The organism is Streptomyces durocortorensis (genome assembly GCF_016901035.1).
Lineage (GTDB): Bacteria > Actinomycetota > Actinomycetes > Streptomycetales > Streptomycetaceae > Streptomyces > Streptomyces durocortorensis.
On the sequence record NZ_JAFEUF010000171.1, the window covers coordinates 1 to 15,749 of the forward strand.

Annotated in this window: 13 protein-coding genes; 5 read left to right on the plus strand and 8 right to left on the minus strand. The window is 72.8% G+C overall.

Going from position 1 to position 15,749, the window contains the following annotated elements; all coding sequences use genetic code 11:
• Positions 1–278 precede the first annotated feature (278 nt).
• Together JS521_RS25770 and JS521_RS25775 are read left to right on the plus strand one after the other, a co-directional pair.
• A complete protein-coding gene (locus JS521_RS25770; RefSeq protein ID WP_205085369.1) occupies positions 279–449 on the plus strand; it encodes a DUF6381 family protein in 171 nt (56 codons plus the stop codon).
• A gap of 70 nt (positions 450–519) precedes the next feature.
• Positions 520–1,020, plus strand: coding sequence for a GNAT family N-acetyltransferase (locus JS521_RS25775; RefSeq protein WP_205085370.1), 501 nt, complete (start codon positions 520–522; stop codon positions 1,018–1,020).
• A gap of 7 nt (positions 1,021–1,027) precedes the next feature.
• On the opposite strand, the gene JS521_RS25780 is transcribed toward JS521_RS25775, so the two are convergent.
• The 4 genes from JS521_RS25780 to JS521_RS25795 are packed head-to-tail and all read right to left on the minus strand — an operon-like array spanning position 1,028 to position 6,294.
• Positions 1,028–1,945 (minus strand): ATP-binding cassette domain-containing protein, encoded by a 918-nt coding sequence (locus JS521_RS25780; RefSeq protein ID WP_205085371.1) that lies wholly within the window; start codon positions 1,943–1,945, stop codon positions 1,028–1,030.
• Positions 1,942–3,789 carry a dipeptide/oligopeptide/nickel ABC transporter permease/ATP-binding protein gene (locus JS521_RS25785; RefSeq protein ID WP_239487834.1) on the minus strand — a complete coding sequence of 616 codons (1,848 nt, stop codon included), beginning with the start codon at positions 3,787–3,789 and terminating at the stop codon, positions 1,942–1,944. The genes JS521_RS25780 and JS521_RS25785 overlap by 4 nt, the downstream gene beginning before the upstream one ends.
• Positions 3,786–4,727 (minus strand): ABC transporter permease, encoded by a 942-nt coding sequence (locus JS521_RS25790; protein WP_205085372.1) that lies wholly within the window; start codon positions 4,725–4,727, stop codon positions 3,786–3,788. The genes JS521_RS25785 and JS521_RS25790 overlap by 4 nt, the downstream gene beginning before the upstream one ends.
• Positions 4,728–4,764: 37 nt before the next feature.
• Entirely contained in the window at positions 4,765–6,294 is a 1,530-nt protein-coding gene (locus JS521_RS25795) for an ABC transporter substrate-binding protein (RefSeq protein WP_205085373.1), read from the minus strand.
• 223 nt (positions 6,295–6,517) lie between these two features.
• On the opposite strand from JS521_RS25795, the gene JS521_RS25800 reads away from it, so the two are divergent.
• Positions 6,518–7,282: a TetR/AcrR family transcriptional regulator gene (locus JS521_RS25800; RefSeq protein ID WP_205085374.1), complete on the plus strand. Its 765-nt coding sequence runs from the start codon at positions 6,518–6,520 to the stop codon at positions 7,280–7,282.
• Here JS521_RS25800 and JS521_RS25805 read toward each other — a convergent pair.
• On the minus strand, positions 7,272–8,186 hold the full coding sequence (locus tag JS521_RS25805) for an SGNH/GDSL hydrolase family protein (RefSeq protein WP_205085375.1): 915 nt from the start codon (positions 8,184–8,186) through the stop codon (positions 7,272–7,274). The genes JS521_RS25800 and JS521_RS25805 overlap by 11 nt on opposite strands.
• A gap of 309 nt (positions 8,187–8,495) precedes the next feature.
• Here JS521_RS25805 and JS521_RS25810 point away from each other — a divergent pair, with 309 nt between their 5' ends.
• A complete protein-coding gene (locus JS521_RS25810; protein ID WP_205085376.1) occupies positions 8,496–10,841 on the plus strand; it encodes a glycoside hydrolase family 3 C-terminal domain-containing protein in 2,346 nt (781 codons plus the stop codon).
• A 166-nt stretch (positions 10,842–11,007) separates the two neighbouring features.
• On the opposite strand, the gene JS521_RS25815 is transcribed toward JS521_RS25810, so the two are convergent.
• Positions 11,008–11,616, minus strand: coding sequence for a TetR/AcrR family transcriptional regulator (locus JS521_RS25815; RefSeq protein ID WP_205085377.1), 609 nt, complete (start codon positions 11,614–11,616; stop codon positions 11,008–11,010).
• A 10-nt stretch (positions 11,617–11,626) separates the two neighbouring features.
• Positions 11,627–12,919 (minus strand): glycoside hydrolase family 1 protein, encoded by a 1,293-nt coding sequence (locus JS521_RS25820; RefSeq protein WP_205085378.1) that lies wholly within the window; start codon positions 12,917–12,919, stop codon positions 11,627–11,629.
• A gap of 285 nt (positions 12,920–13,204) precedes the next feature.
• On the opposite strand from JS521_RS25820, the gene JS521_RS25825 reads away from it, so the two are divergent.
• Complete coding sequence (locus JS521_RS25825; protein ID WP_205085379.1) at positions 13,205–14,830, plus strand: family 20 glycosylhydrolase; 1,626 nt, start codon at positions 13,205–13,207, stop codon at positions 14,828–14,830.
• A 43-nt stretch (positions 14,831–14,873) separates the two neighbouring features.
• Here JS521_RS25825 and JS521_RS25830 read toward each other — a convergent pair whose 3' ends face one another.
• A complete protein-coding gene (locus tag JS521_RS25830) occupies positions 14,874–15,617 on the minus strand; it encodes a transporter substrate-binding domain-containing protein (protein ID WP_205085380.1) in 744 nt (247 codons plus the stop codon).
• Between the last annotated feature and the right edge of the window lie 132 nt (positions 15,618–15,749).

Here is a 15,749-nt window from a genome sequence, read left to right on the forward strand (position 1 = left end):
GTCCAGGACCGGGTAGTGGCCGGAGGCCCAGACGGCCGCGGAGCGCGGGGGGCCCGGCTGGCCCCGGGGCGGGCGGCCCGTGAGGCCGGCGGGCCGGGGGGCCGGGGGGGGGGGGGCCCCCGCCGCGGGGTGCCCTCACGTCGGAAGCCCCGCCCCTCCCGTCGTCACCGAACGTAGCCGCACGAGATGCGGGTCGGACCGACTCCGGTGACGCTGGGGCTCCGGTCACGCACGCAACGCCGGTTGCCGACGGAGGACCGACGACGGAGGACACCCCCATGAACCTGTACGACAGCCCGGTGGAGCGAGCCCGCCGCACCCGTGAACGCGCCGAGGAGCTCGGCCGCGCCGCCGACCGGGCCACCGACCCCGAGCACCGGCAGCGGCTCCGGGAGAAGGCCCTGCGCCTGCTGCGCGAGGACTCAGCGGCCGATTCCCGCCCTTCGTAGGGGCATCCGTGCCTGCCGGGCGGGAAAGCCGATTGCCCGGGCGGTCGTCGCCCGGGTAGCGTCGCCCGCCGTGACCCCGACCCTGCGCACCGAGAGGCTCTTGCTGGAGCCGTACGTCCCCGCGGACGAAGACGACTTCGTCGCCCTGTTCCAGGACACCGGAGTGTCCCGGTGGATGGGCGACGGCCCCTCCTCCGAGCCGGAGGACCGGGCCCTGTTCGGACGGGTCTTCACCAAGGTCTACGCCCAGGACCTGTTCGCCGTCTGGGCCGTCCGCCGCGACGGACTCCTGATCGGCCACGCCGAGATCAAGCGGACCGACGTCGTCGACGGCCATGAGATCGTCTACGCCCTGGCGCCCTCGGCGTGGGGGTGCGGCCTGGGGACCGAGCTGGCACAGGCCGTCGTCGCCCACGGCTTCGGCGCCCTCGGGCTGACCGAGGTCCACGCCACCGTCGCCGCCGCGAACGAGGCCTCGCTGACCCTGCTGCACAGGATCGGCTTCGAGCACATGAGGGACATCGAGGAGGACGACGGCAGTACCACCAGGGTGCTGACCCGCCGCCGCTGACCGCCGATCAGCCCGATGGCGATGCCGGTGCCGACGGCGACGCCGACGACGGTGTCGGTGCCGACGCCTGCGCTGCCTCCCTCCGCCGTCGCTGCTCTGCTACGTCCGCGACCGGTGCGGCGAGCATCAGCGCCCGGGTGTAGGGGTGCCGGGGCTCGGAGGTGACGCTCCGGGCGTCGCCCGTCTCGACGAGTTCGCCTCCCCGGATCACCGCCACCCGGTGGCTCATGAACCGGACCACCGACAGGTCGTGCGTGACGAAGAGATAGGCGACGCCGGACTCCTCCTGGATCTCCAGCAGCAGGTCGAGCACCGTGCGCTGGGTCGTCAGGTCCAGCGCCGACACCGGCTCGTCACAGATAACCAGCCGGGGCCGCAGGGCCAACGCCCTTGCGATGGCGACGCGTTGGCGCTGCCCGCCGGAGAACTCCCGGGGCAGCCGGTCCGCCGCGTCGGCCGGCAGCCGTACCCGGTCGAGCAGTTCGGCGATCCGGGCGCGGGCCTCCTTCGCGCCGGTGCCCTGGCCCGACAACGGTTCGCCGAGCGTGTCCCCGACCGTACGGGAGGGGTTGAGCGAGGTGTACGGGTCCTGAAACACCACTTGGAGGTCCCGGCTGAGCGCCCGCCGACGGGCGGCCCCGGCCCGCTCGATGCGCTCGCCCGCGAAGGTGATGGAGCCCGACTGCACGGGGGCGAGCCCTAGGACAGCCCGGCCGATCGTCGTCTTGCCCGAGCCGGACTCGCCGACCAGGCCGAGGGTCTCGCCCGGCCGGATGTCGAGGGAGACCCCCTTGAGGATCTCGGCGCGGGGCGCGCGGCGGCCTCGCCCGGGATAGGAGACGCGCAGGTCACGGACGCGCAGCAGGGCGTCCGGCAGACCGTCGGGAACCTCGGCGGCGGTGTCGTCGGCAACGGTGCTGGTCATACGGTGGTGCTCCTCGCCTTGCGCTGCTGCCACGGCTCCCGGGCCGGCGCGTCGTCGAGGACCGCGCCGAGCAGGGACCGGGTGTAGGGGTGTTCCGGGGAGTGGACGATCTGCTCGGCGGTGCCGGTCTCCACGATCCGGCCGTCGCTCATCACCGCGACCCGGTCGCAGAGGTCCGCGACGACACCGAGGTTGTGGGTGACCAGGAGCACCCCGAGTCCGCGGTCCTCCTGGAGCCGGCGCAGCAGGCCCAGGATCTCCGCCTGGACGAGCACGTCCAGAGCGGTCGTCGGCTCGTCGGCGATGAGCAGTTCCGGGTCGCAGGACATCGCCCCGGCGATCAGGACCCGTTGGGCCATGCCGCCGGATATCTCGTGCGGATAGAGCCGCATCGTCCGCTCGGGGGCGGGGATCTCGACCAGCCGCAGCAGATCCAGTGCGCGGGCCGCGGCCTCCTTGCGGGAGAGGCCCAGCACCTGACGGATCGGCTCGACGAGCTGACTGCCGATGGTGAAGGCGGGGTCGAGATTGCTCATCGGCTCCTGTGGAACGTACGCCACCGTCCCGCCCCGCAGGGCGCGGTGGGCGCGCTCCGGCAGCCCGGCCACCTCGCGTCCGGCGACGGTGATGCTGCCCGTGCCGATTCGCCCGCCCTCCGGCAGGATCCCGAGGACCGAGAACGCGGTCTGCGTCTTGCCGGACCCCGACTCGCCGACCAGGCCGACGATCTCCCCGGGACGCACGTCGAGGTCGACGCCGTGGACGACCTGTTTCCGGGTGCCGTCCGGCTTCCCGTAGACGACCGTGAGCCCGCGCACCGACAGCAGGGGGCTGCGCGCGCCGGCCTCCACCGGGGCGGCGGGCAGCGAAGGCTTTTCCTTCGTACGGGGCGCAACGCGTCCGCCGTCCGGTCCGCCTCCGCCACGCTCCTCCAGCACGTCGCGCAGCGCGCCCGCCAGCAGGACGAGGGCTCCGTTGGTGAGGCCGAGGGCGAGTCCGGGCCAGAGCATGAGCAGCGGGGCACGCTGGATGTTCTGGAACGCCTCGTTCAGCATCGCGCCCCAGGTCGCCGACGAACCGCTGCCCACACCCAGGAACTCCAGACCGGCCTGGAGACCGATGGCGACCCCGGCGACCAGCGCCACCTGGATGATGACGGGACCGCGCACCACGACGAGGATGTGCCGCACCACGATCCGGGTGTCGGAAAGACCGGACACCCGGGCGGCGTCCACGTACAGCTCCTTGCGGACGCCGGCGACGATGCCCCGCACCAGGCGGAAGAAGCTGGGCGAGGCGAGCACGCCCAGCACGATCATCAGCACCCATACGTTCGGGCCGAGGATGGCCCGTGAGGCGAGCAGCACCACCATCGCGGGCAGCGCCATCACGAGGTTGACGCCCCAGCCCGCCACCGAGTCGAACCGGCCGCCGTAGTAACCGGCGTAGAGCCCGGACGGCACACCGAGGGCGAGCGCCACCGCCAGGGCGATCAGCGCCCCGCCGAGCGTGTTGCGGCCGCCGTACAGGATGCGGGAGAGGATGTCGCGCCCCGCCGAGTCCATCCCCAGCGGGTGCGCGGCGTCGGGTCCGGCGAACGCGTCGCCCAGCGACGAGACATCGGGAGCCTGCGGCGCGAGCAGCGGTGCCAGGAGCACCGCGACGACGAGGAGCAGCAGGACGACGGCCGAGGCCGCGCCGAGCGGGTTGCGCAGGAGCCGGCGTACCGCCCCGCCCCGGACGGAACCCGGCGCGACGGATCCGGGCCCGGCTCCGGCTTCCGGTTCGGCTTCGTGAGCGGTACGGGGCGGGGCCGCCGCGCCGGTCGGGAGGTTGCCGCTCATGCGACCCTCGCCTTCGGGTTGAGCCAGCCGATCATGACATCGACCAGGAGGTTGATCAGGACCACGCCGACGACCGTGAGCATGACGAGCGCCATGATGACGGGCACGTCGCCGCGGGTGGTGTAGGTGACGGTCATGGAGCCGATTCCGGGCAGTCCGAAGATCTGCTCCACCAGTACGGCCCCGCCGAGCAGTCCGACGAACTGCATGCCGAGCACCGACAGCGCCGGAGCCGACGCGTTGCGCAGAACGTGCCGGAACACGATCCGCGACATGGGCAGCCCGCGGGCCCGGAGCGTACGGACGTAGTCCTGGCGCAGCACGTCGATGACCGCCCCGCGCACCTGCTGGGAGACGCCCGCCACGGAGGCGACGGACAGCGACAGCACGGGCAGGGTGATCGTGGACAGCCAGCCGGAGGGCGACGCGGCGAACGGGGTGTAGCCGATCGCCGGGAACCAGTTCAGGTTGACCGCGAAGACCAGCACGATCACCAGGGTCACCAGGAACCCGGGCAGCGCGTACCCCACGACCCCCAGTACCTGTACGAACCGGTCGACGGCGCCGCGCCGGACGCCCGCCCACACGCCGAGCAGGAACGACACGACGGTGGCGACGAGGGTGACCCCGACCATCAGGCTCGCCGTGACCGGCAGGCGCGCCGAGACCGTGGTGGCGACGTCCTCGCTGGTGAACCAGGAGGTGCCGAGGTCACCCCGTACGGCGTGGGCCAGCCAGTCCCCGTACTGCACGAGGACCGGCCGGTCCAGGCCGAGCGAAACGTTCTTCGCGTCGACGGCGGCCTGGTCGGCCCCTTGGCCGAGGAGCTGGCGGCCCACGTCCAGGTCGGGGATCGACAGCAGCAGATAGGAGAGGAGGGAGATGACGAGCAGGAGCAGTGCTCCCGCCGCGATCCTGCGGGCGATGAAGTTCAGCATGGCACTCGGTATCTGTCGGGCACTCGGAACCGGGGGCTCAGCCGGCGGGGGTGTAGTTGTAGATCGAGGGCACGGCCATCCCGGACTGCGGGGTGATCTTCACCGTGCCGTCCGAGACGTGCAGGTAGGACATCCGGTAGAAGGGGAGGAACCAGCCGTCCTCGACGAGGTGGCGGTTGAGATCCTTCGCCGCCTTCTTCGCTTCGTCGCCCGAACCGCCGCGGATACGCGGGACGAGCTTCTGGACCGTGGCGTCGGTGGTGCCGAACATGTTGAACGCACCTGGTGTGACCAGCTCGTTGACGACGATCCAGTCCGAGGCCGCCTGGCCCATGTTCATGACCATGCCGGAGTAGGCGCGGTCGGTGAACACCTTCTGGACCGCCGAGCCGCCATCCAGGTCGTCCCACTGCAGCGTGACCCCGATGGCCTTCAAGTCGGTGGCGAGGGACGCGGCGAGCGCGTCGTTGACGATCGCGGCGATCCGGGGCAGCTTGAGCGTGAAGCCCTTGGGGTAACCGGCCGCCTTGAGCAGTGCCTTGGCCTTCGCGGGGTCGTGGGCGTAGTACGTGTCCAGCTTCGCGTCGTAGCCCTCGGTGTCCGGGCCGAAGACCTGGGCGGTGGCGGCGCCACGGTTCTGCCGGATGGTGGCGAGCATGGTCTTGCGGTCTACCGCGTGGTTCAGCGCCTGGCGGACGCGGGGGTCCTTGAGCGCGGGCGTCAGCTTTCCGTCCCGGTCGAACAGCAGCAGCCCCTGGAAGTCGAACTCCTGCTCCGTCGTCTTCACCCGGGGGTCCGACTCGACGCTGATCTGCTGGTCCGCGTTCTGCAGCAGGGCCGCGTTCACCTGGCCGGTACGGATGCCGTTGACGATCGCCGTCTCGTTGTCGAAGAAGCTGATCGACAGGTCCTTGTAGGGGAGTTCCTCGCCCCAGTAGCCGGTGTTCCGCTCGTAGACCCACTTGGTGCCGATGGTGGTCTCGGCCTTCACCAGGCGGTACGGGCCGGTGCCGTCGGGCGTCGTCTTGAGGCTGTCGCCCTTGGCGAACGCCGCCGGGTTCGCCATCAGGCCCGCCGCGTCGCTCAGATAGAACAGCATCGCGGGATCGGGCTCCGCCAGCTTCAGCGTGACGTGCGAGGCGTCGACGACCTCCACCGACGTGAGGCCGTTCAGCCACTTGGCGTCCGCGCCGCCGCCCTTCTTGAAGCGCTCCAGGTTCGCCTTGACGGCGGCCGCGTCGAACGCGGTCCCGTCCGCGAACTTCACGTCCTCGCGCAGGGTGAGAGCCAGTCCGGTGCCGTCGCCGTCGTACGTCCACTCCGTGGCGAGCATTGGGCTGAAGGAGCCGTCCGGTTCCCGCTTGAGGAGCGTGTCGTAGGCGGCCTGGAAGAACGGCAGGGCGCTGCCGACCGCCTGCGCGGGGTCAAGGCTCTGCGGATAGCTCAGCGTCGCGATGCTCAGCTGCGATCCCGCTCCGGTCCGCGCGCCCGTGTCCGCGCATCCTGCGAGGGTGAGGACGGCCGCCAGGCAGGCTGCCAGGGCTCCGCTCCGCGTGGTTCTGCTCATGGGGTTCGCTCCGTCTGGAGGGCCGGGGATGGACGTCCCGGGGAAGAGTGGCGGTGAGCCTACCTGCGGAATTAACCACTTGGTAGGTTTTTCTGCTGCGAAATCAACCAGCTGGTAAGTTCTGTGGTGCGCCGCTCGCTGCGCAGTCCGGGGCCCCGCCGGGGCTTCTGCCCCGGGCATCCGGCCGGCGGCCCGTACCCGACGAGCACAGGAGGCCGCCGCGTTGAGCGACGGACCCGCGTACGCCGCGGATGCCACGTACGGCCCGGCCGGACCCGAGGGGCGTCGGCCGTCGAAGGGGGAGCGCACCCGCGCCCGCATCCTCGACTCCGCGACCGAGCTGTTCTCCCGGTCCGGCTTCCACGCGGTCTCGCTGCGTGACATCGCCGCCCACGCCGGGCTGACCCATGCCGGGCTGCTGCACCACTTCCCCGGCAAGGAGTCCCTGCTCCTTGAGGTGCTGGAGCGGCGCGACCGGATCGACGCGCGGGAGCTGTTCCCCGGCAGCGACCGGCTCGGCGCGCCCGACCCTGCCCCCGCCGACCGGCTGCGTCTCCTGATCGGTGTGGTGGCCCGGAACACCCGGACGCCGGGCCTCGTCGCGCTGTACGCGAAGCTGTCCGCCGAGGCCACCGACCCGGCCCACCCCGCGCACCGCTACTTCACGATGCGCTATCGACTCCTGCGGGCCGAACTGTCCGGTCTCGTCCGGGCGCTCCAGGCCGAGACCGGCCGCGCCGGCGACCTGGATCCGGCCGTGGTGGCGGGTCAGCTGCTGGCGCTGATGGACGGCCTCCAGACCCAGTGGCTGCTGGAGCCCGGGGCGGTGCCGATGGAGTCGCTGGTGCGCGACTTCCTGGACCGCCTGGGACTGGTGCCGGCCGACGACGGGTCCGGGGAGGCCGACGGGGCGGGAGAAGGTGACGCGGGAGAGAGCGGCGCGGCGGGAGCGGCCGACGGGGCGGGCGAGGCCGGCGTCAGCGGGTGAGCGTCGCGAGTGCCGCATCGGCCGTGCTCCGGTGTCCGGCTGCGTTCGGGTGGAATCCGGCGGCCTCGGCGGTCTGTTCGGGCTCGATCCAGCGCACGCCCTGCGGCTTGCACGCGTCATGACCGATGGAGGGCGCGTACGCGTCGACGTAGGTGTCGCGCCCGCCTCCCGCCCGGCGGGCCAGCATCGAGTTGAGCTGCTTCTGCTTGTCCCGGAACCACGCGAAGTCGCCCTCGGCGAGCGGCACCGTGGCCCGGCAGGAGGTTCCGTCGTCGGGGACGATCGCCGGGTAGCCCACGACCAGGATCCGGGCCTGCGGCGAGCGGCCGTGGATCTCGTCGAGGATCGCCGCCACCTTCGGCCCGGTCGCGTCGATCCGGGAGCCGATCTCGTCGGTGCCCAGAAGGGTGTAGCTCCGCTTGCACGGAGCGCCGAGGGGCGCGAGCTTCCCGAGCAGGACGCACCGGGTGAGCACGCCAGCCAGGTCGAGGTCGTTGCCGCCGATGCCCAGGGTGACCAGGGTCGTGTCCGGCCGCAGGGCATCGAGCTGGGGGCGCGCCGCCCCCTGCGGGGTCGTCATGTGGCGGGTGTCGGCTCCCGCGCAGGTGACGTCGGTGAAGGACGCTGCTCCGAGCGCGGCCGCCATGAGTGCCGGGTAGTTGCGGGAGGAGCATCCGCACACCTCGTCCGTCTGGTCGGGGATGCCCGGCCCCGAGCTGAAGGAGTCGCCGAGTGCCACATAGCGGACCGGGTCGCCGGTGTCCGTCCGGACGGGCGGCGGGGCCGCGGAGGCGGTGGCGGCGGTACCGGCGAGCAGGGCCGTGGCGCTCGCGACGGCCAGGGCGGCCGTCGTCGGGCGGTGGCGGGAGGCAGCGGGTGCGGAGCGCCTGCTGGGAAAGGGCATGGCCAGTCCTCGTCTCGTCGGCGGATGAGCGGGGTGGAGCGAAGTGAAGCGGGGCGCGGTCGCGGCGGCGACGGTAAGCGGGACGGACCGGCCGGAGAGCGAAAACCGTACGATGAACGGTTTCTGATCGTCAAGGGATCGCGCAAGGCCTGTTTTCGGGGGCGCGGGGGCGCGGATGCGGCGTGTCGGAAGGGTGTGCGGCCGGGAGCGGTGGACCCTTGACACCCAAAACCGATCAACCTACGGTTTTTGCGTCGTGGCTGCCCTTCCGGTCGGCCCGCCCCACCACCGATCCGACAGGTGCGCTGTATGACGAACGACCAGACCTCCTCACCGCCCCCGGCCGGGGAACCGCCGGCCCTCCGGCTGACCCTCGCCGAGAAGGCGTCCCTGACCAGCGGTGACGGGGACTTCGTCACCACGGCCCTCCCGCACGCGGGCATTCCCGCCGTCACCCTCTCCGACGGGCCGCACGGACTGCGCCTGCCCAAGGAGGCGGGCGACGGCGGACAGGTCGATCTGCACAGCGCCGCCCCCGCCACCTGCTACCCGCCCGCCGTGGCCCTCGGCAGCAGCTGGGATCCGGAACTCGCCCACCGCGTCGGGGGAGCGCTCGCCCACGAGGCCACCGCCCACGGCATCCGCGTCCTGCTCGGCCCCGGGATCAACATCAAGCGGTCCCCGCTCTGCGGCCGCAACTTCGAATACTTCTCCGAGGACCCGCTCCTCACCGCCGAGCTCGGCGGCGCGATGGTCCGCGGACTCCAGGAGTCGGGCGTCGGCGCGGCCCTCAAGCACTACGCGGCCAACAACCAGGAAACCGACCGGATGCGGGTCAGTGCCGACATCGACGAACGCCCGCTGCGGGAGATCTACCTCCGCGCCTTCGAACGCATCGTCCGACGCGACCGCCCCTGGTCCGTCATGTCCTCCTACAACGCCGTCAACGGCGTCACCCTCTCGGAGAACACCCGCCTGCTCACCGGAATCCTGCGCACCGAGTGGGGCTTCGACGGCATCGTGATGTCCGACTGGGGAGCCGTACGCGACCGGGTCGCCGCCCTCCGTGCCGGCCTCGACCTCCAGATGCCCGGCACCCAGGGGCGCACCGACCGCGAAGTCGTCGCCGCGGTGGACGACGGATCCCTGGACGAAGCGGTGCTCGACACCACCGTCGAGCGCCTCGCCCGCTTCGCCCGGCGCACCGCCGACGCCGACCGGCACGAGCCCCGGATGACCGTCGAGGACCACCACCGCCTCGCCGGCGAGGCCGCCGACCGGTGCGTCGTCCTCCTCAAGAACGACGACGGCCTGCTGCCGCTGGACCCGGCCGCCGGAAGCCTGGCCGTCATCGGCGAACTCGCCCGTACGCCCCGCTACCAGGGCGCCGGATCCTCCCAGGTCACGCCCACCCGCCTCGACACGCCCCTGGAGGCGCTGAGCGACCGCGCCGCCGGGGCCCGGGTGGACTTCGCCCCCGGCTACAACCTCCCGGGCGCCGAAGCGGCAGGGGCCGGGAGCGCGGACGCCGCGGAGGACGACGCCGAGCTCGAAGCCGCCGCGGTGCGCCTCGCCGCCGCGTCCGACACGGTGGTCCTCTTCCTCGGCCTCTCCGCCCACGACGAGTCCGAGGGCTTCGACCGGGACCACATCGACCTGCCCGATGCCCAACTGCGGCTGCTCGACAGCATCGTGGCGGCCAACCCGCGCGTCGCCGTCGTCCTGTCCAACGGGGGAGTCGTCCGCACCGATCCCTGGCACCGCACCGTGCCCGCACTCGTCGAGGGCTGGCTCCTCGGCCAGGCGGGCGGCGGCGCGCTGGCCCGGGTGCTGTTCGGAGAGGTCAACCCCTCCGGCAATCTCGCCGAGACGGTCCCGCTGCGCCTGGAGGACTCGCCCAGCCACCTGTCGTTCCCCGGCGAGGAAGGCCATGTCCGTTACGGGGAGGGCGTCTTCGTCGGGTACCGGGGACACGACGCCGCCGCCCGCGAGGTCGCCTTCCCCTTCGGCCACGGGCTGTCGTACACGACGTTCTCGTACAGCGGGCTCCGCGTCACCCCGGAGGCGGACGGGGCCCGATACGCCGTGGCCGTCACCGTCGCCAACACCGGGCCGCGCACCGGGCGGGAGGTCGTCCAGATCTACAGCACCGGGCCCGCCGGCTCCACGGTTGCCCGCCCCCCGCGGGAACTGCGCGGCTTCGCGTCCGTGACCCTCACCCCCGGCGAGAGCCGCGAGGTCGTCGTCCACGTGTCCCGCGACGACCTCGCCCACTTCAGCGAGCGGGAAGGCGGCCGGCGGGTCGAGGGCGGCGACCACGGCATCGAGGCCGGGGCGTCCTCCCGGGACATCCGGCTTTCCGCTGTCATCCCCGTCGCGGGCGACCCTTCGCGCCTCACTCTCACCGGGCGCAACACCGTTGCCGAGTGGTTCGCCCACCCGGTCGGCGGCCCCCTGCTGATGAAGGCCTTCGCCGAGGGAAGGGCCGCCGCCGGAGGGGGACCGAGCGCCCTGGAGAACCCGGCGATCCGCCGTTTCCTCGCCGGGACACCGCTCGACGTGATCGCGGAGTTCCCCCAGAGCCCGGTCCGGCCCGAGGACGTCGTCGCCCTGACGGCACAGGCGGCAGCGGTCTCCGGGACGCCGGAGCACTGAAGCGCGACGCACGAGCCGCGACACACGAGCCGCGACGCGCGGACCAGGCGGACCGGGCGGACCGGGCGGTGAAGGGGGCGCGTACAGCGGGGAAACGAAGGGGCGCGTACGGCGGGGAGACCGTCGTACGCGCCCCATCGGTGTGGCGCCGAGCCGGGCGGGGCGCTCAGCCCTCCGTCCGGCCCCCGGGGCCTTCCCCGGTCTCCGGATCGAGCGCGAGCAACCGCATGACGTCGTCGATCGGCTGCTCCATGTTCGTCGACCGGTCGATCAGCCACTGCAACTGGACGCCGTCGGCCACCGCGAGGAGCAGGACCGCCAGCCGGTCGGCGGGGATCCGCGTCGTCATCCGGCCCTCGTCCATCCGCTGCTGCACATACGTGGCGACGCGTTCGCGCAGCACCGGATAGCGTTCCGCGAAATGCGCGTGCGCCGGGTGCTCCGGATCGCCGGCCGCCGCCGCCATCGAGACGAACAGCTCGACCAGGCCCGGTGTCCTCGCGCCCTCCCGGATGATCTCGCGGTAGCTCTCCGGGTCGGAGCGTTCGTTCTGCCGGGCCCGTGCCGTCTCGTCACGCATCCTGAGCACCTGGGTGAGCAGGTCCTCCTTGGAGCTGAAGTAGTGCATCAGGCCGGGCAGGCTGAGACTGCACTTGGCGGCCACCTTGCGCAGCGACGTCCCGCGGTAGCCCTCGGCGGCGAAGATCTCCAGCGCCGCGTGGAGGATCTCGGTGCGCTTCGCCTCGCCCTTTTCGTACGGGCCCCGTTTTGCCATGCCCGAAAGCCTAACCGGCGCTGCGGACATCGGCGGGCACGCCCACGGGAGGCTGCCCGTCCGGGATGTGCGCGGCGCGGGCCAGTGCACCGAGCCAGCGGGCGGAAGGCTTGGGCGTCCGGGCGAACGTGCGCGGGTCGACCGCGATCAGCCCGAAGGTCGGCCGGTAGGACCCCCACTCGTAGTTGTCCAGCGCGCTCCAGTGCAGATACCCGCGTACGTCGATCCCGTCGCGCAGGGCCGCGGCCAGGCTCGCCAGCGCCCCCGTCGTGTACGCGATGCGCCGCTCGTCGTCGTCGGTCGCGATGCCGTTCTCGGTGACGAGCACCGGGACGTGCGGGCCGACCACGGCGACCGTGTGCCGGATCGCGAGGCCCAGCGCCTCGGGGTAGAACTCCCAGCCGGTCAGCGTGGTCTCGACGCCCGGCTCCACCGGCAGCGGGCCGTCCGGGCCGATCCGGTGCAGGGTGTAGGCCTGGACGCCGATCCAGTCGTCCTCGCGGGCGGCCTCCAGGAACACGTCCTCCCGGGGGTGCGCATGGGCCCGGGCCGCCTCGGCCGCACCCGGTTCGGGCTGGTAGACCTGGTTGGCGACGGTCCATCCCACCTGGAGCCCCGGATCGGCTGCCTTCAGGACGTCGTACGCCGCGCGGTGCGCCCGGATCAGGGAGCGGGTGACGTCGGCGTCGGGCTCGACCGTGCCCGCGTCGAACGCGACGGCCCCGGCCTCCTCGCCGCCCTCGGCCCCCTCGGCCTCCCGGCCCGAGCCCAGCCGCCGGATCATCGTGTGCATCAGCGCGATCATGTTCGGCTCGTTGATGGTTGCCACGTGCCGCACCCCCGCCGCGAGGATCTCCGCCGCGACCTCCGCGTACCCGGCGAAGAGGGCGGGCGCCTCGGGGGACGCCCACCCGCCGAGCGCGCTGAACCACTTCGGCGAGGTGAAGTGATGCAGCGTCACCACCGGTGTCAGCCCACGGTCCAGCGCGCCCCGGACCATGGCGCGGTAGTGGGCGACAGCGGCCCGCGAGACATGGCCCCGCTCGGGCTCGATCCGCGCCCACTCGATGCTGAACCGGTAGGCATTGAAACCGAGTTCGCTCAGCAGGTCCATGTCCTCGGGCCAGCGGTGGAAGCTGTCGGCCGCGTCCCCGCTGCGCTCGGCGACGAAGGAGCCGGGCCGGTTCTCGACGGCCCACCAGTCGCTGCCGACGTTGTTCCCCTCGACCTGGTGGGCGGAGGTGGAGGCGCCCATGAGAAAGCCCTCGGGCAGGGCGAGTCGGGGACCGGTCGGGTGCGTCATAGAAGGGCTCCTTCCGCGGCGGAGCGCACGACGGAAGGGGGGTCGCCGACGCGCTCCGCGAAAAGCGTTCATTGATCGGTTTTCGTGTTAGCGTACAGGCGCACCCGGCCCGGCAGGAAGAGGCGGCAGCCCGTACGGCCCGCCGGAAGCCCACCGCTCCGGGAGGCCCGGCTCCGACCTGACGAGGAAGCCGGACCTCCCGGTCCCGTCCGTCGCACCGAGGGCCGCCCGTACGCACGCCCGCCGGGGCCCTGCCCCGTACCGGCACAGCCCGTGGAGGAGACCATGAACGCCGTCATTCCCCAGCCCCGACAGGCGACCCGGACCGGCGCGACCGCAGGACCGCGCGCCTCGGGCTCCTGGCGGGTCCACTCCGCCGACGCCCGGCTGCGGGACCTCGCCACCACGGTCCACGCCCTGCTGGCGCCCCACCTCGGCGACCGCCTCCAGCCGCTGGGGGCCGTACCGGACCCGGACGCCGCCACCCTCACGCTCGCCCTCGACGGTGCGGCGTCCCCCGACTTCCGTACCCCCGTGGGCCTCGCCCCGACCGGGGAGGCCGGACCCGTCGACGAGTCCTACCTCCTGACGGTGGGCACCGAGGGCGTCGACTGCCGCGCAGCCACACCCGCCGGAGTGTTCCGCGCCGCCACCACGGCACTCCACCTGCTCGTCACCTCCGGCGACCGCATCCCCTGCCAGGAGCTGACCGACGCCCCGCACTACGCCTGGCGCGGGCTCCTCGTCGACCCCGCCCGCGGCTACCTCGCCCCCGGCGAACTCCGCGCCCTCATCGACCTCGCCGCGCTCTACAAGCTCAACGTCCTGCACCTGCACCTGACCGACAACGAGGGCTGGCGCCTGGAGATCCCCGGCGTCCCCGAACTGACGGCCCCCGCCGCCGATGGCACGCCACGCGCCTTCTACACCACCGACGACTACCGCGAACTCCAGGACTACGCCGCCGAACGCTTCGTCACCCTCGTCCCCGAGATCGACCTCCCCGGCCACTGCGCGACCCTCCGCGAGGCCCTGCCCGGCCTCCCCGCCGCCCCCGCGCCCGAGGGCCTCACCGGCCGCTTCCCGTTCGTCCCGCCGCTGGATCTCACGGACCCGGCGACCGCGAAGGCCGTCGCCACGATCCTCGACGGCGTGTGCCGGCTCACCGATGGCGCCTTCGTCCACATCGGCGGAGACGAGGCGGTCGGCGCGACCGAGGAGAGCTTCGTCCAGTCGATCCGCGAACTGCGCTCACGGGTAAGGGAGTTCGGTAAGCGTCCCATCGGCTGGCAGGAATCCTCCCGCGCAGGCGTCGGGCCCGAGGACATCGCCCAGTTCTGGGTCGACGTCCCGATGATGGACCTGCCCGACACGGCCGAGGAACTCTCCGCCCGCCCCGAACTCCTCGCTGCGGGCCACACCCTCGAGTTCATCGCGGCGCTCAAGGCCTTCTTCGCCCCCGCCGACCACGACCTTGCCCGGATCCTCGACGGCGGCGGGCGCGTCCTGCTCTCTCCGCAGTCCCACCTCTACCTGGACCGCGCCTACGCCGCACAGGTCGTCCCGCCCGGCCAGGCGTCCACCGCCGTCCGCCTCGGCTTCCCCACCTACCGCCCCCGCGACGTCGAACACGCCGCACGCTGGGAACCGGCTTCCCACTCCATCCCCGACGACCGGGTCGCCGGCGTGGAGGCCACCGTCTTCGCCGAATCCGTCGAGTTCCTCGACGACGTCACGACCCTGCTCCTGCCGCGCCTCCCCTCCGTCGCGGCGGCCGCCTGGACCGGCCGGGCGCCCGACTGGAACGACCACCGAACCCGCCTCGCCCACCACGGCCGGCTCTGGGAGCAACGGGGGCTCGCCTACCTGGCGTCCACCGAGATCCCCTGGGCGGGGCAGGACCCGGAGTGAGGCGATCCGGGCCGGGCGCTCGAAGGAGGGCCCGCAGCCGGGTTCAGGCGGCGGGCGCCACGGACGCACCCTCGACGCCGTGACGCTTCAGAGCGTCCGCGACGAAACCGCCCGCCTTCATCTCCTCCACGAACGACGCCAGCAGCTCCTGCGCCGCCGCCCCTCGCCCGGCCGGCACCCCCATGGCCTGCCGGATCACCATGAACCGCCCCGGCAGCACCCGTACGCCCTCCTCCCGCGCGGCCTCGGCCTCCAGCAACTGCCGGATCCCGGCCGCCACGTCGACCTCGCCCGCCCGCAGGGCCGCGAGCGCACGCGGGGCGCCCTCCAGCCGGAGGATGTCGGCGTGGCGGATCTCGCGGGTGAGGAAGAGGTCGTACGCGGACCCGGCCCCGACCGAGATCCGGGTGCCCTCGGCGTCCACCTGATCGTTCCCGGAGACCAAAGACCGTTCCGGCACCAGATAGCTGCCCTCGATGAGGACGTAGGGGGCGGTGAACCGCAGTCCCTCGCCCCGCGCCGGGTCGACCGCGAAGAAGCCGATGTCCGCCTGCTCGGCCCGCACCGCGTCGACCGACAACGCGGCCCGCTCGAAGGCCACCAGCTCCACCGGCACCCCGAGCCGCCGCCCGAACTCCCGGGCGAGGTCGACGGAGACCCCGGCCGGCTCGCCGCTCACCGGATCCCGGTGGGCCAGGATCGGGTTGCCGAGGTTGATCGAGGCACGCAGGGCGCCGCCGGGCGCGAATGTGGAGACCAGGTCGGAGGGCGTCGGCTGCTGAGTCATGGCGCCGAGTCTACGAGGGGGCCCGCCGTGGTCGGAGGGCGTACGGGACGGGGCACCCGCCCGACCGGCCAGGCCCCCGGACCGACGTGGCCCACCCAGCGCACTCAAGCCCCATCCCGTCAAGCCCCACCC